Annotated in this window: 18 protein-coding genes and 1 tRNA gene; 11 read left to right on the top strand and 8 right to left on the bottom strand. The window is 64.1% G+C overall.

Annotated elements, in window-relative coordinates; translation table 11 throughout:
• Positions 1–4 precede the first annotated feature (4 nt).
• Positions 5–2,581 carry a DUF3772 domain-containing protein gene (locus tag MHM97_RS08085; protein WP_239321660.1) on the top strand — a complete coding sequence of 859 codons (2,577 nt, stop codon included), beginning with the start codon at positions 5–7 and terminating at the stop codon, positions 2,579–2,581.
• Between the two features lie 259 nt (positions 2,582–2,840).
• Positions 2,841–2,930, top strand: a tRNA-Ser gene (locus MHM97_RS08080).
• A gap of 133 nt (positions 2,931–3,063) precedes the next feature.
• On the opposite strand, the gene mtnA is transcribed toward MHM97_RS08080, so the two are convergent.
• Positions 3,064–4,158, bottom strand: coding sequence for an S-methyl-5-thioribose-1-phosphate isomerase (gene mtnA, locus MHM97_RS08075; RefSeq protein ID WP_239321658.1), 1,095 nt, complete (start codon positions 4,156–4,158; stop codon positions 3,064–3,066).
• A 199-nt stretch (positions 4,159–4,357) separates the two neighbouring features.
• Here mtnA and MHM97_RS08070 point away from each other — a divergent pair, with 199 nt between their 5' ends.
• The 3 genes from MHM97_RS08070 to MHM97_RS08060 all read left to right on the top strand — a co-directional run bounded on the left by MHM97_RS08070 (position 4,358) and on the right by MHM97_RS08060 (position 7,293).
• Entirely contained in the window at positions 4,358–5,185 is an 828-nt protein-coding gene (locus MHM97_RS08070) for an inositol monophosphatase family protein (protein ID WP_239321656.1), read from the top strand.
• A 67-nt stretch (positions 5,186–5,252) separates the two neighbouring features.
• Positions 5,253–6,065, top strand: coding sequence for an enoyl-CoA hydratase (locus MHM97_RS08065; RefSeq protein ID WP_239321654.1), 813 nt, complete (start codon positions 5,253–5,255; stop codon positions 6,063–6,065).
• A 568-nt stretch (positions 6,066–6,633) separates the two neighbouring features.
• A complete protein-coding gene (locus tag MHM97_RS08060; RefSeq protein WP_239321652.1) occupies positions 6,634–7,293 on the top strand; it encodes a Hint domain-containing protein in 660 nt (219 codons plus the stop codon).
• Positions 7,294–7,311: 18 nt separating this feature from the next.
• On the opposite strand, the gene MHM97_RS08055 is transcribed toward MHM97_RS08060, so the two are convergent.
• From MHM97_RS08055 to MHM97_RS08030, 6 genes are all read right to left on the bottom strand, one after another.
• Complete coding sequence (locus MHM97_RS08055; protein ID WP_239321650.1) at positions 7,312–7,929, bottom strand: nucleotidyltransferase family protein; 618 nt, start codon at positions 7,927–7,929, stop codon at positions 7,312–7,314.
• Between the two features lie 195 nt (positions 7,930–8,124).
• On the bottom strand, positions 8,125–10,542 hold the full coding sequence (locus MHM97_RS08050; RefSeq protein ID WP_239321648.1) for a GcvT family protein: 2,418 nt from the start codon (positions 10,540–10,542) through the stop codon (positions 8,125–8,127).
• 261 nt (positions 10,543–10,803) lie between these two features.
• Positions 10,804–12,117: an HlyC/CorC family transporter gene (locus MHM97_RS08045; RefSeq protein WP_239321647.1), complete on the bottom strand. Its 1,314-nt coding sequence runs from the start codon at positions 12,115–12,117 to the stop codon at positions 10,804–10,806.
• Between the two features lie 149 nt (positions 12,118–12,266).
• Positions 12,267–13,220: a site-specific tyrosine recombinase XerD gene (locus MHM97_RS08040; RefSeq protein ID WP_239321645.1), complete on the bottom strand. Its 954-nt coding sequence runs from the start codon at positions 13,218–13,220 to the stop codon at positions 12,267–12,269.
• Between the two features lie 18 nt (positions 13,221–13,238).
• Positions 13,239–14,768: a hypothetical protein gene (locus tag MHM97_RS08035; protein ID WP_239321643.1), complete on the bottom strand. Its 1,530-nt coding sequence runs from the start codon at positions 14,766–14,768 to the stop codon at positions 13,239–13,241.
• Positions 14,758–14,907 (bottom strand): hypothetical protein, encoded by a 150-nt coding sequence (locus tag MHM97_RS08030; RefSeq protein ID WP_239321641.1) that lies wholly within the window; start codon positions 14,905–14,907, stop codon positions 14,758–14,760. The genes MHM97_RS08035 and MHM97_RS08030 overlap by 11 nt, the downstream gene beginning before the upstream one ends.
• An 83-nt stretch (positions 14,908–14,990) precedes the next feature.
• Here MHM97_RS08030 and MHM97_RS08025 point away from each other — a divergent pair, with 83 nt between their 5' ends.
• Together MHM97_RS08025 and aroB are read left to right on the top strand one after the other, a co-directional pair.
• A complete protein-coding gene (locus MHM97_RS08025) occupies positions 14,991–15,581 on the top strand; it encodes a shikimate kinase (protein ID WP_239321639.1) in 591 nt (196 codons plus the stop codon).
• Positions 15,581–16,696 (top strand): 3-dehydroquinate synthase, encoded by a 1,116-nt coding sequence (aroB, locus tag MHM97_RS08020; RefSeq protein WP_239321637.1) that lies wholly within the window; start codon positions 15,581–15,583, stop codon positions 16,694–16,696. The genes MHM97_RS08025 and aroB overlap by 1 nt, the downstream gene beginning before the upstream one ends.
• 108 nt (positions 16,697–16,804) lie before the next feature.
• On the opposite strand, the gene ssb is transcribed toward aroB, so the two are convergent.
• Positions 16,805–17,341, bottom strand: coding sequence for a single-stranded DNA-binding protein (gene ssb, locus MHM97_RS08015; protein WP_239321635.1), 537 nt, complete (start codon positions 17,339–17,341; stop codon positions 16,805–16,807).
• 274 nt (positions 17,342–17,615) lie between these two features.
• Between ssb and MHM97_RS08010 the strand changes: the two genes are divergently transcribed.
• The 4 genes from MHM97_RS08010 (at position 17,616) to MHM97_RS07995 (ending at position 21,544) form a co-directional block, all read left to right on the top strand.
• On the top strand, positions 17,616–18,191 hold the full coding sequence (locus MHM97_RS08010; protein WP_239321633.1) for a lytic transglycosylase domain-containing protein: 576 nt from the start codon (positions 17,616–17,618) through the stop codon (positions 18,189–18,191).
• A 150-nt stretch (positions 18,192–18,341) separates the two neighbouring features.
• Positions 18,342–18,716: a hypothetical protein gene (locus tag MHM97_RS08005; RefSeq protein ID WP_239321631.1), complete on the top strand. Its 375-nt coding sequence runs from the start codon at positions 18,342–18,344 to the stop codon at positions 18,714–18,716.
• Positions 18,717–18,856: 140 nt separating this feature from the next.
• Positions 18,857–19,999, top strand: coding sequence for a cytochrome-c peroxidase (locus MHM97_RS08000; protein WP_239321629.1), 1,143 nt, complete (start codon positions 18,857–18,859; stop codon positions 19,997–19,999).
• Between the two features lie 129 nt (positions 20,000–20,128).
• Entirely contained in the window at positions 20,129–21,544 is a 1,416-nt protein-coding gene (locus MHM97_RS07995) for a tetratricopeptide repeat-containing sulfotransferase family protein (protein ID WP_239321627.1), read from the top strand.
• The last annotated feature ends 156 nt before the right edge of the window (positions 21,545–21,700 follow it).

Raw genomic sequence — 21,700 nt, 5'->3', positions numbered from 1 at the left:
CCCCATGATCCGTATAAAAACACTCTTCCAGGTCGGCCTTCTCGGGCTGACCTGTTTGCTATTTCCGATGGCGGTTTCGGCGCAGTCGACCGAATCCACCGCCGCGCCCGCAGCCGCTGGAGCGCCGTCCGATCCTGCCGCGCCCCGCACGGAGGCGGGACTGTCCCAGGCGCGCAACCTGGCGCAATCGAACCTGTCCGGTCCGCTTGGCGAATATTACGAAACCTGGCAACGCACGGCCAACCGGGCCGAACGCGTGCTGGACGCCAAGCGCGCCTCCAACGGGGCGCTGGAATCGCTGCGCCTTGAATTGACCGAGTACCGGCAACAGTTCCTCGATGCCGGCAGCCAGAATGCCGATCGCATCAAGACGCTGCGCGCCCAGATCGAGGCGCTTGGCCCCGCGCCCGAAGAGGGCAGCAGCGAGCCGGACAACATCGCCACCCTGCGCGACGAGCTGCAGAGCCAGCTGGCGAATCTGACCGCACCGCAGGTGTTGGCCGATCTCGGCTACAGCCGCGCCCAGGGGTTGATCTCCGAAATCGACAAGCTGATCCGTGACCGCGCGACGCGCAAGTTGCTGGAACGGGCGCCGATGCCGCTCAACCCGGAGAACTGGCCATCCGCGGCAACTGACACCGCCAATGTGCTGGCGGCTTTCTGGAACGAAACCGCAGGTCTCCTTGCCAATGCCACCACCCGGGAGAGCATTCGGTCGCGGTTGCCGCTGCTGTTGTTGCTGAGTGCGGCCGCGCTGCTGCTGCTGGGACGCGGGCGGCACTGGGCCAAACGCGCGGGCGCCTATCTGCGCGAGCTTGGCGGCAAGGGCACCGGCGTCTGGCGTTTCATTGTGTCGCTGTTGCAGGTCCTGCTGCCCTACATCGGCACCGTGCTCCTGGTGCGGGCGATCGACCTGTCGGGCATCCTCGGCGTGCGGGGCACGCTGCTGCTGGATGATGTGCCGCTGTGGTCGTTCCTGCTCTTTGCCTCCCACTGGCTGGGGGAGCGTTTGTATGTCTATCAGATCACCAATGAGCTGATCCCCTTTGAACCCAGATCCCAGGGGCAGGTGCGGGTCTTGCTGGCCTCGCTGGCCTTTGTGCTGGTGCTGCAACTGATGCTGGATCGTCTCGATGTGATCGAGAATTTCGACGATGGCACCTTTGCGGTGCTCAGCTGGCCGCTGATCCTGCTGGCGTCATTGCTGCTGCTGCGGCTGAACCGCATTCGCGCAAAGCAGCGCCGACAGGATCCCGATCCGGCAGGGGACGACGACGAAGGCGCGATTGCTGCCGGGGCCAGCCGGGCCATGTCCGTATTGCGGCGCCTGGTGTTTGTGCTGGCGGTGGTGGCACCGGTGGTCGGCGCCTTTGGCTATATCAACGCGGCCATCGCCATCATCTATCCGGTCATCCTGACGCTGGCGCTGGTTACCACCCTCATGGTGGTGCAGCGCTTCCTGTCCGACATCTATGGCTGGCTGACCCGCGACGGGCAGGGCGCCGAGGATTCGCTCTTTGCGGTGATGACGGGGTTTGTGCTGGCGCTTGTCTCCCTGCCGTTCCTGGCCCTGATCTGGGGCGCTCGCACGTCGGACCTGACCGAGCTCTGGTCTCGCTTCCTCGAAGGGTTCAATATCGGCGATACCAAAATCTCGCCCACGATCTTTCTGACCTTTGTGGTGGTGTTTGCCGCCGGCTATGTGCTGACACGCCTGTTGCAGGGCAGCCTGCGCTCCTCGCTGCTGCCGAAGACCAAGATCGACCCGGGCGGGCAGAATGCGATCGTCTCGGGCGTCGGCTATATCGGCATCTTCCTCGCGGCGCTGATCGCCGTGTCGACGGCCGGGCTGGACCTGTCGTCGCTGGCGATCGTGGCTGGTGCGCTGTCGGTCGGGATTGGTTTTGGCCTGCAGACCATCGTGTCCAACTTTGTCTCCGGCATCATCCTGCTGATCGAACGTCCGGTCTCCAAGGGCGACTGGATCGAGGTCGGCGGTCTGATGGGCTATGTGCGCGACATCTCGGTGCGCTCGACCCGGATCGAGACCTTTGACCGCACCGATGTGATCGTGCCGAACTCCGACCTGATTTCCGGAACCGTCACCAACTACACCCGCGGCAATACCGTGGGGCGGGTGATCGTGCCGGTGGGCGTGGCCTATGGCACCGATCCGCGCAAGATCGAGGAAATCCTGATGGATGTCGCCAAGTCGCACCCGATGGTGCTGATGAACCCGGCGCCTGCCGTGGTCTTCCAGGGGTTCGGTGCCGACAGTCTCGATTTCGAGATCCGTGCCATCCTGCGCGATGTGAACTGGGTGTTGTCGGTGAAATCCGACATGAACTACGAGATTGCCAAACGCTTTGACGAGGCGGGCATCGAGATCCCGTTTGCCCAGCGTGACATCTGGATTCGCAACCCCGAAGCCCTGAAGGGCGAGGCGGCAAGCGCGGACACCGCGCCGGAGGACGCAGTCACGCCTCAGGAGGACGCGCGGGCAGCGCAGAGCGCCCCGCCAAAGCCCGATCTGACGGATCTCTCACCGGATGACGGCGCAGAGGGGGAGGCGGACCGCTAAGGCGATCACAGGCCCCCGTGCCCTTGCACCTATGACGCCGCCGCGACCTTCGTGGCGGCGTTTGTCGTCCGGGGCTCCCGGCGGCCATGCGGGCGGGCAGAAGACCGCCACACCGGTTTCACATGCCCCGTTTTGAAGGGGCGATTCATACCATATTCACAGGTGGTTAGGCCGAAATGGGAGGTCGCGAAAAAAACTGATCTTTTTCTCGCAAAGCCTATTGCAATCCCTCCCGAAATACATCAGATATGCGCCCCACGGAGAGGTGGCCGAGTGGTCGAAGGCGCACGCCTGGAAAGTGTGTAGGCGGGAAACCGTCTCCAGGGTTCGAATCCCTGTCTCTCCGCCATAACCCCCACGATTGGTTTTTGGCACAAGATCCGGCTCGATTGAGCGAATCGTCCCTTTCTTGTCACATCGTTGATCGACATGAAAACGGGCGCACGCAGCGCCCTGTCTCCTGTTTGGTTTTGACCGTTGGCTCAGCCCGCCAGATCCGGGAACAAGCCCGCCAGACCCTCGGCGCTGGCCTCGCAGATGCCGCGTTCGGTGATGAGGCCGGTCACAAGCCGGTGCGGCGTTACATCAAAGGCGGGGTTGCCTGCGGGGGTGCCTTCTGGCGTCACCCGAACCGGACTGATCCGCCCGCTGGTGTCGCTGCCCTGGACATGGGTCACCTCCTGGCCGGGACGTTCCTCGATCGGAATGTCACCGATGCCATCGGTGACGGTCCAGTCGATGGTGGGCGAGGGCAGGGCGACATAGAAGGGCACGCCATTGTCCTTGGCCGCCAGCGCCTTCAGATAAGTGCCGATCTTGTTGCAGACATCGCCCTGGCGGGTGGTGCGGTCGGTGCCGGTGATGACCAGATCGACCTGACCATGCTGCATCAGATGCCCGCCGGCATTGTCGGTGATGTAGCTGTGCGAGATGCCGTGGCTGCCCAGCTCCCAGGCGGTCAGCGCGCCCTGGTTGCGCGGCCGGGTCTCGTCCACCCAGACATGCAGCGGCAGGCCCGCGTCATGGGCCTGATACATCGGGCTGGTGGCAGTGCCCCAGTCCACGGTGGCGATCCAGCCAGCGTTGCAATGGGTCAGGATCTGCACCGGCGCGCCATCGGCCTTTTGCGCGGCGATCTCCCGGATCAGGGCAAGGCCATGTTCGCCGATGCGCCGGTTGATCTCCACATCCTCGTCCGCGATCTCATGGGCGAGGCGGAGCGCGGCGTCGGCCCGCGCGCCCGGCTCCAGCGGCACGAGCGCCGCGCGGCAGCGATCGAGCGCCCAGCGGAGATTGATGGCGGTGGGGCGGGTGGCATGCAACAGCTCCCAGGCGCGGGCGAGGGCGGCGTCGGAACTGTCCTGCGCCATTGCCAGCGCCATGCCATAGGCCGCCGTCGCCCCGATGAGCGGCGCCCCACGAACATGCATGTCGGTGATCGCAGTGGCATAATCCGCCAGCGTGTCCAGCTGCTGAATACGGAAGTCATGGGGCAGCCAGCGTTGATCGATGATCTGCAGCGCCCCTTTCTGCGCATCCCACCAGAGCGAGCGGTAGTGCGTGCCGTTGACTTTCATCGGGTCTCTCCTCGTGCCGTTGCACCAATGCGGTTTCGCCCCAGTGTTAGGACCGCAGAGAGCACGGCGAAAGGTCAAACGCGCCATCCTCCGATCTGCTGTCGTGAAAATTTCATGGAGCGACGCGCCGCTTGCGCGTGAGTTTCGTTCGGCAACGGGGTAGGAGGGCACGTGACTGCTGGCAGAGGAGAAACGGGTGATGCGGCTGGATCAGAACACCGAGGGCGCGTTGATTGCCATGGTTCGTGCGGCCGCGCAGGCAGAGATCATGCCCCGTTTCCGCAATCTCTCCGCCGCAGCAATTACAGAGAAATCCTCCACCATCGACCTGGTCACCGAGGCGGATGTGGCAGCTGAACGGCACATGACGCGGCGCGTGGCGGACATCCTGCCGGGCGCCGTGGTGATCGGTGAGGAAGCGGTCAGCGCCGATCCGGCCACGCTGGCCCGGCTGCCGCAGGCGGAGGTTGCGGTGATCCTGGACCCGATCGACGGCACCTGGAACTTTGCCAATGGGCTTGCGACCTTTGGCGTGATCCTCGCGGTTGTCGTCCGGGGGCGGACGGTGTTTGGTCTGCTCTATGATCCGGTCATGGACGATTGGGTGCAGGCAAGCCTCGGGGGCGGCTGCTGGTTTGCAGCACCGGATCGGGCGCCGGAGCGGTTGCAGGTCGCAGCGGAGCGTTCCTTTGCGGAGGCGACCGGGTTCTTGCCACATTACCTGTTCCCGGCAGCCGAGCAGCCCCGACTGGTTCAGGGCATGATCGCCGCGCGCCGGGTCAATGCGCTGTGCTGTTCGTGTCATGAATACCGGATGATGGCGCAGGGCAACGCGGACTTCATCCAGACCGAGGGGCTTCATTGCTGGGATCACGCCGCAGGTGTGCTGGCGGTGCAGGAGGCTGGCGGTTACGCGCAGCTTGTGGACGGGCGCGACTATGCGCCGGTGATCTCGGAGGGGCGGTTGACCGTTGCGACCGGGCCGCGCATGCGGGATGAGGTTTGCGCAGCGTTTGATCTGGGATGATCCATCCTTCCCCTTGGCGCATGCCGGGGGCTGCACTAGGCTCTCTCTGAAAACCGGGAGGCGGCGCATGGCAGAGGATCAATCAATCGACCCGTTGGTCACACGGCAGGATCAGGCCGGCGTCACCACGCTGACGCTGAACCGGCCGCGCAGAATCAATGCGCTGTCCGAGGCCATGCTTTGTGCCCTGCAAGCGGAGCTGGACGGGATTGCGCAGGACCGCTCGGTCCGGGTGGTGATCCTGCGCGGCGCCGGAGATCACTTTTGTGCCGGCCACAACCTCAAGGAAATGACCGCGGCGCGCGAGGCCACGGACGGGGGATTTCAGTATTTTCAGGATCTCTTTGCCACCTGTTCGCGCATGATGCAGACGCTGGTGGAGCTGCCCCAGCCGGTCATCGCCGAGGTGTCGGGGATCGCCACGGCTGCGGGCTGCCAACTGGTGGCAAGCTGCGATCTGGCGGTTGCGTCGGAGGAGGCGCGCTTTGCCACGTCCGGTGTCAATATCGGCCTGTTCTGTTCGACGCCCATGGTGGCGCTCTCGCGCAATGTGGCGGCCAAACATGCGATGGAAATGCTGCTCCTCGGCGATTTTATTCCCGCGGCGCGGGCCGCCGAGATGGGCCTGATAAACCGTGTGGTGCCCCTCGACCAGCTGTCGCAGGCTGCTGCCGACATGGCGCGCCGGATCGCGGAGAAATCGCCAGCTGCGGTAAAGATCGGCAAGCGGGCCTTTTACGCCCAGGCCGAAATGTCGCTGGACGCGGCCTATGCCTACGCCGGTCGCGTCATGGCCGAAAACATGATGGCACGAGATGCGGAGGCCGGTATCGGGGCCTTTCTGTCGAAATCCGACATGCCGGACTGGACCGGAGAATAGGGCTCACGCCGCGACAGCTGGAATATGGCAGAGGGGGAGCGCGCCCGGATGCGCCTCTGTGCCCGAGCAGCGAATCGAATCGCCTCTGCGTCATTCTGGGCTCAGACTGGGGTTGCGCGGCCCGGTCGGGAAACAATCCGGCGCGTAGGTCGCGTTTGTTCGGACAACCCGCGTTGATCGGACGTGTCGGGACGGCTCATGGCGCAGGCTATCGCCAAAACATCGTGAAGCCTTGCGGTTTCGAAACCGGAAACAATGGCCCGGGCCTCATCTGAAGCCGGAACAGATTGTGGCAAATTTTAGCCAAATGCGTGCCATTCCTGCGCCGAATGTTCAGCCTGCCTCTGCGGCAATCGGGAAACAATCCTGTCGCCTGCGGTCAGGCGCTCAGGCCGGGCGCTGGCGTTCAGCCCCAATGTCGAAAGTTTTAACTGTGTTTTAGCCTATGGTCCTGTGCGGGGCTCCGGTATTCCTGAGGTCCACCAAGAGGTTGCTGTCAGGACAGGTCGCGGCCTGTTGCGGAACGACCAAAGCTCCTGGGGGGGGCAAGAGCGAAGGAGAGCACAAAATGGGCCGCAAAGACGAGACATCCGCCACATCACCGACCGAGGCCGCGCCGGCACGATCCTGCAAACGGGTCACCCCGTGTTTTACGCCCGGAACCTTGATTGCGACCCCGAATGGAGAGCGCCCGGTTGAAAATCTTCGGGCCGGAGACCGTGTCATCACCCGCGACAATGGCATCCAGGCGATCCGCTGGGTCGGGCGCAACGCGATGGGCAAGGAGGATCTTGCACATGCGTCCTATCTACAGCCGATCCTGATCCGGCAGGGGGCGCTTGGCAACGGTCTGCCGGAACGCGACATGATGGTCAGCCCGAACCACCGGGTGCTGGTCGCCAATGACAAGACCGCGCTCTATTTCGAAGATCGCGAGGTTCTGGTGGCCGCCAAACACCTCACCGGTCTGATCGGCATCGATGCGATCGAGACCACGGCGGTGACCTATATCCACTTCATGTTTGCCGAGCATGAGGTGGTGCTCTCCGACGGTGCCTGGACCGAGAGCTTTCAGCCGGGGGACCAGTCGTTGCGGGGGCTCGACAATGCGCAACGCACGGAGATCCTGGAGCTGTTCCCGGAGCTGCGGAACGCGGAACCGGAAGAGGTCTTTCCCTCGGCCAGACGGGTGCTGAGAAAACGCGAAGCAAAGATGATCCTGCACTGAGGCACAGCCTCCCGGTCGTCAGCGCCGGTCGTGCTGCTGCCGCCACGCGTCCCAGGCTTCGGGGGTATCCAGATCGGTGAGCGCATGCGCTGCCGGAAGCGCGACAGAGCGCAGCTGTTCCCCGTTCAGAACGTGCCGGGCGCCGGCGTCTCCGCTGAGCTGCTTCAGCGCGTCGAAACAGCGGCGCGGGAACAGGACCGGATGACCGGGCACTGTGTGTCCGGCCTGATCTTGACCGGTGGCACGGCAGATGGCGCCCTCCGGGTCAGATCCCGATGCCTCAAACGCCTCGCCCATGTTGCGCAGGTCGGCGGTGGTCAGTTCAGGCATATCGGCTGGCAGGATCATCACGCCGGTGATGTGCCCCGGCAGCGCCCGCACCCCGGCACGGATGGAGGCAGCCATGCCCTCGGCGGCGTCCGGAACCGGCACGCGATGGGTGTCCTTTGCCAGCAACGCCCGTGGATGGGCGAGGTCGGGCAGGGTGACCAGAACCTCGTATCCGGTCGCCTGTGCTCTTGCGATCATCCGGGCAAGCAGCGGCTGTCCGGCGACCTCCTCCAGCAGCTTGTCCCGTCCTCGCATGCGGGTCGCGGCCCCGGCGGCCAGCAGCAATACCGCGATGTGATCATGCATGGGCGTGCCCCGATATCCTGTTTCACAACGGTGATTTCTTGGCGTCATTCTGGTCAGGATAGCACGCGCTGCCAAGAGGTCATGGCCGGTTTGGGCTGGCAACGCCCGTCTGCGCGCGCAGCGCGGTGGCCAAAAAAAACGACGCGCGCCCCGTAAGGGACGCGCGAATGACAACAGCGCAGACCGTTCGCCGTGCTACAGGCCCCGCATGCGGGCGCCATCGGCATCAAACAGCGGCGTGGTAATCAGCCGGGCCGCATGTGTCTTGCCGAGGATTTCGATCTCGACCTCCAATCCGTCCTGCGCCCGATCCGTGGGAACAAAGCCCAGCGCGATGGATTTCTGCGCGTGGTGGCTGTAGCCCCCGGAGGTGCAGAACCCGACCACTGCGCCATCCAGCCAGATCGGCTCATAGGCGACCACATCGGCGTCATCGGCATCCACCTCAAAGGCGCACAGGCTGCGTTCCGGTCCCGTGTCGCGTTCAGCTTCGGCAGCAGAACGGCCAATGAAATCAACAGGTTTCTTGAAGGAGATAAAGCGGTCCAGCCCGGTTTCTGCCGCCGTGTAATCGGGCGAGAACTCCGACAGCCAGGAGCCAAAGAACTTGTCCAGACGCAGGCTCATCATCGCGCGCATGCCAAAGGGCTTCATTCCGTGGCTTTGCCCCTCCGCCCAGAGCGTTGACCACAGGGCGCGTTGGCTGGCGAGGTCGCAATAGATCTCATAGCCGAGATCGCCGGTATAGCTGACGCGCTGCACCACACAGTCCACCATTCCGATCGTCATCCGACGCACATCGAGGAACTTCAGGTCGGTGGCATCGCGGGTGACAGCCGCCAGCACCTCCCGTGCGCGCGGTCCCGCAATCTGGAAGCCGTTGACCTGATCGGAGACGTTGTCGATGGTGACGCCCTCGTCCAGATTCTGCAGGAACCAGCGCATGTGATAGGCCTGCGCGCCGTAGGAGGCGGTCAGCTGGAAGTCATCTTCTGCCAGGCAGGAGATGGTGAAATCCCCGATCAGGCGTCCCTTGGGCGACAGCATCGGGGTCAGGCTGAGACGTCCCTGCTGCGGCACGCGTCCGGCCATGATGCGGTCGAGCCAGGCGCGCGCGCCCGCGCCTCTGATGCGGTATTTGCCAAAGTTGTGAATTTCATTGATGCCAACGGCTTCGCGCACGGTCTTCACCTCGCGCGCGGTGGCGTCAAAGGCATTGGAGCGGCGGAAGGACGGGGTCTCGTATCGCGCTTCTCCTTCGGCGGCAAAGTAGTTCGGGATCTCCATGCCGTAGTAGTGGCCCCAGACCGCGCCCAGCCCGTCAAAGATGTCGTACATCGGCGTGGTGCGGAAGGGGCGCGCGGCGGGCAGCTCCTCGTTTGGATAAGCGATGGAGAAGCGTTTCTGATAGTTCTCGATCACTTTGGGCCGGGTGTAGCCCGGGGTGATCCAGTCGCCATAGCGGGCCACGTCCATCGCGGCGGTGTCACGCTCGCATTCGCCCTCGACCATCCATTGCGCCAGCATCAGCCCGACGCCGCCGCCCTGGCTGAAACCCGCCATGACCGCGCAGGCGGACCAGTAGTTGCGCACGCCCGGCACGGGGCCGACCAGCGGGTTGCCATCGGGGGCAAAGGTGAAGGGGCCGTGGATCACCGATTTCACCCCCGCCTCGGCCAGCGCCGGGAAGCGTTTGTAGGCAAAATCAATGCTGTCTTCGATCTTGTCAAAGTCGTCGGGCAACAGTTCGTGGCCGAAGTTCCACGGTGTGCCGTCGACGGCCCAGGGGCGGCAGGGCTGTTCGTAAAAGCCGATACAGAGGCCGCGCCCCTCTTGCCGCAGATAGCTTTCGCCGGCCGGGTCCATCACATGCGGGTGCTCGCCGCCGCTGTCGATGATCTCGGCGATCATCGGCACCTCGTCGGTGACGATATACTGGTGTTCCATCGGGTGCAGCGGGAAGTAGATGCCGGCCATGGCGCCAACCTCACGGGCCCAGAGGCCGCCCGCGTTGACGATATGCTCGGCGTGGATCGTGCCCTTTTCGGTGACCACGTCCCAGCTGCCGTCGGGGCGCTGGTTGGTTTCGATCACCTTGCAGTGCGTCTCGATGGTGGCGCCGCCCATACGCGCGGCCTTGGCATAGGCATGGGTGGTACCAGAGGGATCAAGGTGCCCGTCCAACGGATCATAGAGCCCGCCGATGATGCCCGCTGTATTGGTGACGGGCGCGATTTTTGCAATTTCCTCGGGGCTTACGATCTCTGTCTCAAGCCCCATGAAGCGATGCTTGGCGCGCTCCGCCTTGAGCATGTCAAAGCGTTCCTTGTTGTCCGCAAGGGTGACGCCGCCGACGTGGTGCAAGCCACAGGACATGCCGGTGATCTCTTCCAGCTCCTTGTAGAGCTTGATGGTATAGCCTTGCAGCGCCGCCATATTGGTGTCGCCGTTCAGGGTGTGGAATCCCCCGGCGGCGTGCCAGGTGGACCCGGAGGTGAGTTCGGACCGTTCAATCAGCATCACGTCGGACCAGCCGAGCTTGGTCAGGTGATAGAGGACGGAGCAGCCTACGACGCCGCCGCCGATCACGGCCACACGAGTGGTGGTTTTCATGGGGTCTGTCTCCCTGTCAGGATCGCGTTTCCCATCATTCTGGACACTTCTGCCCAGTAGTCCAGTCAAAATGCGACAGCAGATGTCGGAGGCAAGCGGATCGGGGGAGGCTCCCGCCCAAAGGCCCTGCCGCTGTTGCGCCAGGTCTTCGGTTGGGCCCAGCGCCGCGCGCGCCCCGCAGGGGCGCGCGCGGCGCTGGTCGCTTCGGGCATTGCCCGAAGCGAAACACCTCGTTGTTCAAGGGATCAGCGGAACGCGGGCCTAAATGTCCAGGGGACGGATCTTCAGCCCTGTCACCCGGTTGCCTTCGCGGGCGGTCACTTCGAAACGGAACCCGTGGAAGGAGAAGACCTGGCCAACGGTCGGAATCATCTGTGCCTCGTGGATGACCAGCCCGGCGACCGTATTGGCCTCGTCATCCGGCAGCGACCATTCCATCGCGCGATTGAGGTCGCGGATGGTCGTCGCGCCTTCAACCATGTAGTTGCCGTCGCCGGTCTTGTGGGCAAAGCTCTCTTCCGCCGGATCAAACTCATCGGTGATTTCGCCAACGATTTCTTCCAGGATATCCTCGAGTGTGATCAGCCCCTGAAGCGAGCCGTATTCATCCACCACCAGCGCAAAATGCGTCCGCATGCGCAGGAACTGGCGCATCTGATCGTCCAGCGTCGTGGTTTCGGGAATGAAATAGGGCGGCTTGCTCACCTCGGTGATCCGGAAGTCGCGCAGCGCAGAGGCATCGCCGTCGGGACCGCCGATCTTGGCATACATCTTGCGCAGCAGGTCCTTGGCATGCACCACGCCGATAATATTCTCCTGGTCGTCCTGGTAGAGCGGCAGGCGCGTGTGCGAGGAGGTCAGACATTGCTCCAGGATGGCTTCGGGGTCGGCGCTGGCATCGATCATCTCGATCTTGGACCGGTGCAGCATGATCTCTTCGACAAACCGGTCCGAGAGATCGAGTGCGCCGAGGATGCGGTCCCGGTCCTCTTTTTCGACCACCCCTTCGGAATGGCCGATCTGAAGCGCGCCGACGATCTCTTCGCGGACCGCCATGATGTGGCTGTCCGGGTCGATCTTTACGCCGAACAACCGCAGCACACCGCGCACCAGTAGCCGCACCGCGCCGACGACGGGCGCAAGGAAGGTCACCAGCGTTCCGATCACCGGGGCGACGGCGGCGGCGGCTTTCTCCGAGTTGGTGATCGCATAGGTCTTGGGCAGGACTTCGGCAAAGATCAGCACCAGCAGCGTCATCACCAATGTGGCAAGCGCAACACCGCTTTCGCCAAAGAGGCGGGTAAAGAGTGCGGTTGCCAGCGATGCGGCGAGGATGTTGACGAGGTTGTTGCCCAGCAGGACCGATCCGATCAGCCGTTCGTTGTCCTCGGTGATTTGCAGCGCCCGCTCTGCCCCGCGCGAGCCCTTGTCGGCCTGGCTGCGCAGTTTTCCGCGCGAGGCGGCGGTCAGCGCGGTTTCAGAGCCGGAAAAGAACCCGGAAAGAACCAGCAGCATCACGATGCCGCCGGCGGTGATCCAGAAAGAGCTGTCGAGCATGGAGGTTGTGCTGTCCATTGGGGGTCCTGAAGATCCTTCGATTTCTCATGGTTATGGGGGCTGGAGGACGCCGGATCAAGGCTTGTCGGGGCGCAATCTCCGGCGGGTGGCGTGCGGGTTCCGACGCTCTGACACAGTCGCACTGTCCGGCGGCTCAGGTGGGGAGGTCAGTCCTCCTCCGGGGGCTGCTGCGCCAGCGGATGATGCTGGTGCACCAACTCGGCCAGGCGGGCATCGAGGACATGGGTGTAGATCTCGGTGGTGGCGATATCCGCATGTCCCAGCAGCGCCTGGATCGCGCGCAGATCGGCGCCGTTTTCCAGCAGATGGGTGGCAAAGGCATGGCGCAGCGTGTGCGGTGTAACCTTGTCGGGGGAGACCCCGCCGGCGACCGCCAGTTCCTTGATCAGCAGGTAGAACCGGTGACGGGTCAGATGCCCCTCCTTGCTGCGGGAGGGAAACAGGAAGCGAGAGGGTTTGTACCCCTGTGCCGCGCGGTGCTCCTCATGCGCATCACGGCTCGTGAGCCACTCTGACAGGGCGGCGCGGGCAGGTGGGGACAACGGCACCATCCGTTCCTTGCCGCCCTTGCCCCGGATCAGCAGCAGATTGGGATCTCCGCGCGCGGCGGAGACCGGCAGCGACACCAGTTCGCTCACCCGCATCCCGGTCGCATAGAGAAGCTCCATCAGGCAGGTGTTGCGCTGTCGATCAATCTCGCGCCGGCCGCTGTTGCGGGCGGCCTCCAGCAGGCGGTCGACTTCGGCGATGTCCAATGTCTTGGGCAGCGATTTGGCCCGTCCCGGTCCCTTGATCTGAAGCGCGGGATTGTCGTCGCGCCAGCCTTCCTCAAAGGCAAACCGGTATATCTGCTTGATTGCCGACAGGCGTCGGGCGCGGGTCGCGCGGCTCAGCCCCTCGGCATCGCAGGAGATCAGATAGGCCTCGACGTCGCCCTGCTGAACCTTGGCAAAGCTCAGTTGTCTGACCGCCATCCATTGCACCAGATCACGCAGATCGCGCCCATAAGCGAGCAGCGTATTGCGCGCCGCGCCCAGCTCTGCGGCCTGGGCATCGAGAAAGGTCGAGATCCACTGAAGGTCCTGGTCCGGTGCGCGCATGAGCGGTCGATGCCTCCTCTAGCCGCGCGGCAGCAGCAGCAATTGCAAGGCCGCCCGCCGGGCCGTGTCCTCAAGCCCCATCTGGCGAAACGCGGTGAGCGACAGCACCGTCGCCTCCAGGTTGCCATCCGCGGCATGGGAAAAACTCTTCATGGTCACCAGGATCGACTCGCCGAGGCGCCCCTGATCCAGCAGCAGCTTCTGCGCGGCTGGCAGCGGGGCCCCTGGGGCAAAGCCACGGGCGATGGCCTTTTCCAGCGCGCTGCTGGCGAGATCCGCATCCGGTTGGCCCTGCGCGAGCGAGGCGAGAAAGCGGCTCTGGCGGCTGTTGTCCGGCGGTGTGGCGGCAGCGCTCTCATATTCCGAGGACAGCAGTCGCAACCGCCAGGCGATGCGCGCCGCCTTGCCGTCCAGTGCCACCGGCGCCAGTCGTGGTGCAAACAGATCCGCCAGGGCAATTTCAAGCCCCGCCTCACGCGCTGCGGCCCAGAGGGCGGGCAGGGTCTTCTGGACCGCTTCCGTGCTGCCGGTGGCCAGTGCCGTGTCAAACCGCTGCACCGCCGCCACCCGGTCCCAGATCCCGCCAGAGGCGGCCGGTTGCCGTTCGGTGAACAGGCCCAGCAGCTGGTTCGGGTTCATGGCCCGGCTTCGGGTCAGGCGTTCCGAGGCCTCAAGCTGCGCTTTCCAGCCGGTGATGTCGCGCAGATCGGCGCTGGCAAAGGCACGCGGCAGGGCGCGGGTTGGCATCGGCTCGCCGATGGCCTCGAACATGCGAAATTCCAGCGGCGAGGGGGCAGAGGGCATAGGCAAGGGCGGCATGCCCTCATAGAGATCCGGATTGAGGAACCGGTCCAGAAGCGCCATTTGATCGCCGTCCAGCAGGTCCAGCGCATGCGCCGTTTCCATCATCAGGGCCGCCGTGGGCCAGTCGCCGCGCCGGGCGGCACAAAAGATGCGCGCGGTATAGTCCTGCTTCAGGTACGGATCGGCGGTCAGGGCAGCGCAGCTGCGGTCCTCGTCGCCATTCAGCAGCGTCGCATCGAACCAGCGCTCAAACCGCGCCGCCGTCACAGTGGGGCCTGCCTCCTGGACCAGCGCCTGGGCCGGGTCGGTGGCGCCGATTTCGGTCAGCCGGTCGAGACGGGCTAGCAGCACCTGATCCGCATCGCGAAACGGCGGACGCGCCTCGCTCAGGAGGAGGGTCATCAGCAGCGACTGCATCGCTGGCAGGCCGGAGACCGGGACCTCGCGGATCAGATCCGACACCCGGTCCGGCGGGCTGCCCTGCCACAGGGTGATCGGCAGGCCCGTGCGCACATGCGACACCAGCCCCACCGGCGGCAGCAGCCGCTCCAGCGGAGTCACGGTGATTTCCGGCCCGTTGGCGCTCTGTGCGACCGGGGGTTCAAGCAGCAATGTGTCGGGAATATTGGCCACCGGCGGTGCGGTCTTCAGCCAGTCGATCGCGGCCAGCGGGTCGCGGGCCAGACCGGACGTGGCTGTCAGCAAAAGACCGCCGAGGGCCAGGGCAGCAATCCTAGTCGGCATTAAGCACCACGGGCTTGCGCACTTCCTCGGACGGGGCCGAGAAATCCGCGCCGAACCAGGGGCCGACATAGGCATAGCCGACCAATGCGATCGCTGCCAGTAGAATGAGGAAAGCCAAGTATTTTGCCAAACGTGCCATGGGGGTCCCGGTGCCTGCTTCTTTGCCTGTTTTGCGAGTTTTATATATGGCCTTTTCGGCAATATCACGTCATTCACGGAAGAATGAGCGAAAAAGACCAAATCACCGATGCGACGGCAGAAAGTCGCGTGCCGGGAAAGCTGAAGAAGACCATCGTGCTGGTGGGCATGATGGGGGCGGGCAAGACAGCTGTCGGGCGCGCGCTGGCCGCCCGGCTAGATGTGCCGTTTCTGGATAGCGACCACGAGATCGAGACGGCGGCGAACATGTCGATCCCCGAGATCTTTGCCCGCGATGGCGAGCCCTTCTTTCGCGAGAAGGAACATCAGGTCATTTCCCGACTGTTACAGGAACAACGCGGTGTCTTGTCGACCGGTGGCGGCGCTTTTCTGGCAGAGCGTAACCGCGCCGTGATAAGCGCCGCGGGCGTGTCCGTCTGCCTGCAAGCCGATCTCGAGGTGTTGTGGAAACGGGTCAAGGGGCGCGATACACGGCCGCTGTTGCGATCCGCCGATCCCTACAAGACCCTGTCCGACCTTTATCATGCGCGGGTGCCGGTCTACGCACAGGCCGATCTGACCGTGCATTCCGATGGTCAGGTCTCGATCGACAATATGGTGGACCGGGTGCTGGAGGCACTGCGGAGCCGGCCGGATGTACTGGAGTTTGAGTGATGGAACAGACTGTTCATGTGCCGCTGGGGGACCGGGCCTATGATGTGGTGATCGGCCCGGGGCTGATTGCCGAGGCCGGCAAGCGCATTTCCCCCTTGCTGACCCGCTCCAGGGTGGCGGTGCTCACGGATGAGACCGTTGCCGCGCTGCACCTGGACAGTTTGCGGGCCGGGCTGGCCGCCGAGGGGATCGAAATGGACGCCCTGGCACTGCCGCCGGGCGAGGCCACCAAGGGCTGGCCGCAGTTCACCCGCGCGGTGGAATGGCTGCTGGAACAGAAGGTGGAGCGCGGCGATGTCGTGATCGCCTTTGGCGGCGGGGTGATCGGGGATCTGGCCGGTTTCGCCGCGGCGGTCCTGCGCCGGGGCGTGCGATTCGTGCAGATCCCGACCTCGCTGCTGGCGCAGGTGGACAGTTCGGTGGGCGGCAAGACCGGCATCAACGCGCCCCAAGGCAAGAACCTGATCGGTGCCTTTCACCAACCGGCGATGGTGCTGGCCGATACCTCGGTTCTGGGCACCCTGAGCGCGCGGGATTTCCTCGCCGGTTATGGCGAGGTCGTGAAATACGGCCTGTTGGGGGATGCGGCATTTTTTGATTGCCTCGAAGCCAACGCGCCTGCGATGGCGGCGGGCGACATGGCGCTGCGGGTCGAGGCGGTGGCCCGGTCGGTCCAGATGAAGGCCGACATTGTGGTGCGCGACGAGACCGAGCAGGGGGATCGCGCGCTGCTGAACCTCGGCCATACCTTCTGCCACGCGCTGGAGGCGGCGACCGGCTACAGCGACCGGCTGATGCATGGTGAAGGCGTGGCGATCGGCTGCGCGCTGGCCTTTGAGCTGTCGGCGCAGCTCGGCCTGTGCAGTCAGGAGGACCCAAGCCGCGTGCGCGCCCATCTTAAGGCGATGGGGATGAAGACCGATCTGGCGGATATCCCCGGCGATCTGCCCCCGGCTGCGGATCTCGTGGCGCTGATGGGGCAGGACAAAAAGGTGGTGGACGGCCAGCTCCGGTTCATTCTGGCCCGTGGCATCGGCGCGGCTTTCGTGACGGCAGATGTGCCGCAGGACAAGGTTCTGGCGGTGCTGGAAGAGGCGTTGCGCCAGCGCGCCTGAGGTAGCGGCGCGGAACGGGCCCTGTTCCGATCAAGAGTGAGATGAAAAAAACACCCGGCGCGGACAGCACCGGGTGTTTTCTTGTGCGAATTGGTCCGGGCCGGGGCCTCAGAACGGGATTTCGTCGTCGTCGATGTTCTGCGAGGGGCCACCGCCGCCAAAGCCACCGCCCTGGTTGCCACCGCCGCCGCCGTAGCTGCCGCCGCCACCATAGCCGCCACCGCCGCCGCCGTAATCACCGCCGCCACCTTGGCCTCCGCCGTAGCCGCCGCCACCACCGCCGCCGCCTTCGCCGCGACCGTCGAGCATGGTCAGCGTGCCGCCGATGCCCTGCAGGACCACCTCGGTGGAATACCGGTCCTGACCATTCTGGTCCTGCCATTTGCGGGTTTGCAGCTGGCCTTCGACAAAGACCTTGGAGCCCTTGCGCAGATATTGTTCGCACACGCGGACCAGACCCTCGCTGAAGATCGCGACGGAGTGCCATTCGGTCTTTTCACGACGCTCGCCGGTGTTGCGGTCTTTCCAGGTCTCAGAGGTCGCGATGCGCAGGTTGCACACCTTGCCGCCATTCTGGAAGCTGCGCACTTCCGGGTCGCGGCCCAGGTTGCCGATGAGCATTACTTTGTTCAGGGATCCGGCCATGTGGGTCCTGTCCTTTGTGTCTTTGTCTTGTTCTGTATCGTGTCAGATCTACAGCGGTCGCGGCGGGCCGCCGGGACAGGAGGTCGAATCCCGTCCGTTGCCTGACCGTTACAGTAGCGACCCTGACCGGTTGATGAAAGAGCGGCGGGCCACCTCCGGCGTGCGGAGACGGCGTAAAAACGACCTCCGCGCCAGATAGATGTGGATATCTTCCATTTGCGGTAAACTCGTTTATAGTGCGCTCAGCCGAAAAATCAGATGTGCTGCCCATTCGATGCGACGCTTTGCTATTGCTACTCTTATCCTGTCCGTCTGCACCAGCCCTGCGGCGGCGGCGGACCTGTTTCAGAACAAGTCCAAGCGCAAGGTCTTTGCCGCCCAGACAAAGTTCCTCGACACGCGGGGGGCCACGCAATATCGCGGGTCGGCGCGGTTGAAGCCCGACAGCCTCAAGGATGATATCCTGCCGATCTACAACGGCAACTATCGCGGGGAATACCTCGAGGTGGCGCGCAGCGCTGCCCGGGCCCATGGGGTGCCCGAGGACCTGTTCCTGCGTCTGGTACAACAGGAGAGCAACTGGAACCCGGCGGCGCAGTCGCACAAGGGCGCGCTGGGGCTGGCGCAGCTGATGCCGCAGACGGCCCGTATCCTTGGCGTTGACCCGATGGTGCCGGCAGAAAACCTGCGCGGGGGGGCCAAATACCTGGCCCAGCAATACCGCAAATTCGGCTCCTGGCGGCTGGCCTTGGCCGCCTATAACGCCGGCCCGGATGCGGTCAGCCGTTACGGCGGCGTGCCGCCCTACAAGGAAACCCAGACCTACGTGCGCAAGATCCTCGGCAGCTGAGGGCTGCCCCTGAGCCGGATCTTGCCAGTTTGCCCAGCGGCGCGGCGTGTTTCCGCCGGCGTTAACCATTTGCCTCTGCGCTATCGTTAACCGGTCATTAATCCGCCTTAATCGGAGGTAAATTTCGCCCTCAACACGGAGGGAAGACTGGTGAGTGGGAAAACATTTCAAGGACAGGTGACACGCCTCGGTTGGGAAGCCGGTGCGAAACCCCGGCCCGAGCTGGTGGATCTGATCCTGGATCAACATGGACGCGGACAACGGCGCGAGATCGGCCCGACCGTGTTGGGAGTGGCCTTTGGCGCGGTGGTGGGCCTGCTGTTGAAAGCGCTGGTGCTGGAAACTGCCCTTGGGGACGCGCAGGGCGGCTGGGTGGCTGTCGCGCTCACGGCCGCTGGCGTGCTCGGCCTTGCCAGCGCCGTCGGGCTTGCGGCCTGGGCCGTGCTGCGCGCGGGCAAGCGTCCGGTGTTGTTGCAATTTGCCTCGATCAACCTGCTGACGCTGGGGATCGTCGCCGTGGCCTGATCCTGGCCACACCAAAGAATACCCGCGGGTGGGACTGTGGGAGGGAGAAAGGGCGCGTTCCGCAAGGGATGCGTCCTTTCTGCATCTGGATTCTCGGGAACCGCTGCGCTAGGTCGATCCGCAAGTCCAAGGAGGGTTTCATGTCCGTGCTTTTGCGTTTGGTCGCCTGCGCTGCCCTGGCGGCGACGCCTGTCTGCGCCGAGGAATTTGCGACGCCGGAGGCGCTGGGGCAGGCCCTGTTTTTTGAAACCGACCTCTCTGCCAACCGCAGCCAGTCCTGCGCCAGCTGTCATGATCCGGAGGCGGGTTTCGCCGATCCCCGGCGCGATGCGGCGGGGGCTTTCTCACGCGGGGACGACGGGCAGTCGCTGGGCGCACGGCACGCGCCGACGACAAGCTATGCGATGCTGTCGCCTGCCTTTCACCAGAATGAAGCCGGCGACTGGGTCGGCGGTCAATTCTGGGATGGGCGTGCGGGCGACCTGGCGGTACAGGCCGGCGGTCCGATCCTCAATCCGATCGAACTGGGGCTGAAAACAGAGGCGGAGGCGGTCGCGCGCCTGGCCGAAACCCCGGCCTATGTGACCGCATTTCGCGACCTCTATGACGTTGATATTACAGACCCTTCAGAGGCCGAGGCAGGTTATGATGCACTTACCCTGGCGCTGGCGCGGTTCGAACAGACCGAGGTCTTTCGGCCCTTCGACAGCAAATACGACCGCTATCTGCGCGGCGAGGCCGAACTGACAAAGATGGAGGAACTGGGGCGGCTCCTGTTCTTTTCGCAACAGTTCACCAACTGCAACCAGTGTCATCAGTTGCGCCGCAGTGCGATGGACCCGGCCGAGCCCTTTACCGATTTCAAGTACCACAATATCGGCGTGCCGGCGAATTTGCCGGGCCGGCAGGAAAACGGGGTTGCGGCGGAGTGGGTCGACAACGGCCTGCTGGACAACCCACTTGTGGATGATCCGCACCAGCGCGGCAAGTTCAAGACACCGACCCTGCGCAATGTGGCGGTGACTGGCCCCTATATGCACAATGGCGTCTTCCAGGATCTGCGCACCGTGGTGACCTTCTACAACCGCTACAACAGCAAGGCGGATGTGGCGCAGATCAACCCGGAAACCGGCGCATCCTGGGGACCGATCCCGGTGCCGGACACCCTGTCGACGACAGAGCTGACCCATGGGCCGGCGCTGGACGAACGCCGGATTGATGCGCTGGTGGCCTTTCTGAAAACGCTGACCGATGCGCGCTACGAACCGCTTCTGAGCGAGTAACGGGTAACCTTTGCGGCGATGCTGCGTTAAATTCCAAGAAAAAGACACAAATTCGAACCAAGCGCTTTACCGCTGATTCACTTCTCTCCAGCAGGTTCGGCCTCATCGTTACAGAAGGGCGAACATCACATGCTGGTAGAAAACAGCCAAACTCCCGATGCCTTGGCTGAGGCATTTGCAACCGTCGACGGTCTCATGGCCACGGGTAAATTTGCGCGCTCCCTTAGCGTGATGCTGCCCTATGTCCAAGCGGGCGAGCTGGACATCGGCCTGCTTGAGCGGACCGCCGACTGCTTTTTTGAGATGCGCGATTATCCCAATGCCATCAAGGTGATGCGCCACATCACCGAAGCCGCGCCAGAGGATGCCGCGGGCTGGGGCAAGCTGGGGCTGATGCTGCAGACCAATGGGGATCTGGCCAGCGCCGCGCATGCCTTTGAAGAGGTGCTGCGACTGGACCCCAATTCGATCCCGGCGCTGACCGCGCTCAACGGGATCGAGACATTTGGCGTCGACAGCATCTACGCACAGCGTCTGTTGTCGCTGTCCGAGCGCACCAACCTGGATACGCGCCACCGGGCGCTGGTTCATCACGCGCTGGCGCAGATTGCGCATGCGGCGGGTGAGACCGATGTCGCCTACACCCTGTTCCAATCCTCCCGCCAGGAGGTCGCAGGCGCCTTTGCCCCGGCGATCTTTGACGAGATGGTTGCAGAGCAGGAAGCCCTGTTCGAACCGCGTCCGGCCTCCGAGGATGCCACCCTCCTGCCCAAGATCGTCTTTGTCGGCGGCATGCCCATGGCCGGCACCGGTCTGGTGGAGCGGATCCTGGCCAAACACCCCGGCGTGTTCAGCGTTGGCGAAAACACGGCGCTGTCGCGCACCCACGGTGCGATCCGCATGCATCTGGCCAAAACTGACCGTCCCTGCAACTACTGGGACTGGATGGACCAGCTGACGGCGGAAGAGGTCGATATTTTCCGCCAGTACTATCTGGAACGTGCCCTGGGTGGGCAGGTTGCGGGCGGCAAGACGATCGTGGATGCCCATCCGCTCGGCTGCCTGGAGTTCGCGCTTGCGCAATTCCTGTTCCCCGAGGCGAAGTTTGTCTTCCTGTCGCGCCATCCGCTGGATACGGCGCTGGCAAATGTCGCCTCCAATGTGCTGAACGGCAACGCGCTGGCGTCGCGCCCGGAATGGATCGCCAAGGTCACGCGCACGGTCTACTCCTCGGCGACCAACTATGCCGCGACGCTGGGCGATGCGATGCGCCTGCAATCCTACGAGGCGCTGGTGCAGCGTCCCGAAACGGAAATCGCGCTGCTGCTAGATCATGCAGGGCTGGATTTCCACGTGGATTGTCTGACGCCCAACGCGCTGTGCAACCTGGATGCGATTTCCGGGATGCTGGGACAAGAAGAGCTGACGCCGGACACCCAAGGCCAGTGGCAGGCCTATGAAGAACAGCTGAAGCCGGTCTATGACGCCCTGGGCGGCGCCCGCTGGGTCGAGGCCTGGGAGGCGTTCGACGCAGCCCTGCGCTGAATGCGCGCCGTGACCGCTTGCAAGAGCGGGCACGGGCATCGGCAAAGATCCCGTCCGGCTGTAGAGGTGCGATCTTGATTCAACGTCCTGCCCCTCGTCCCTCGGGGGGGCAGAGACGGTTGGCGGTTGTGCCCGGTACACAAACAAAACGGCTCC

Source organism: Epibacterium sp. Ofav1-8, from assembly GCF_022348185.1.
GTDB lineage: Bacteria > Pseudomonadota > Alphaproteobacteria > Rhodobacterales > Rhodobacteraceae > Epibacterium.
This window is presented reverse-complemented; position numbering and strand designations above follow the sequence as displayed.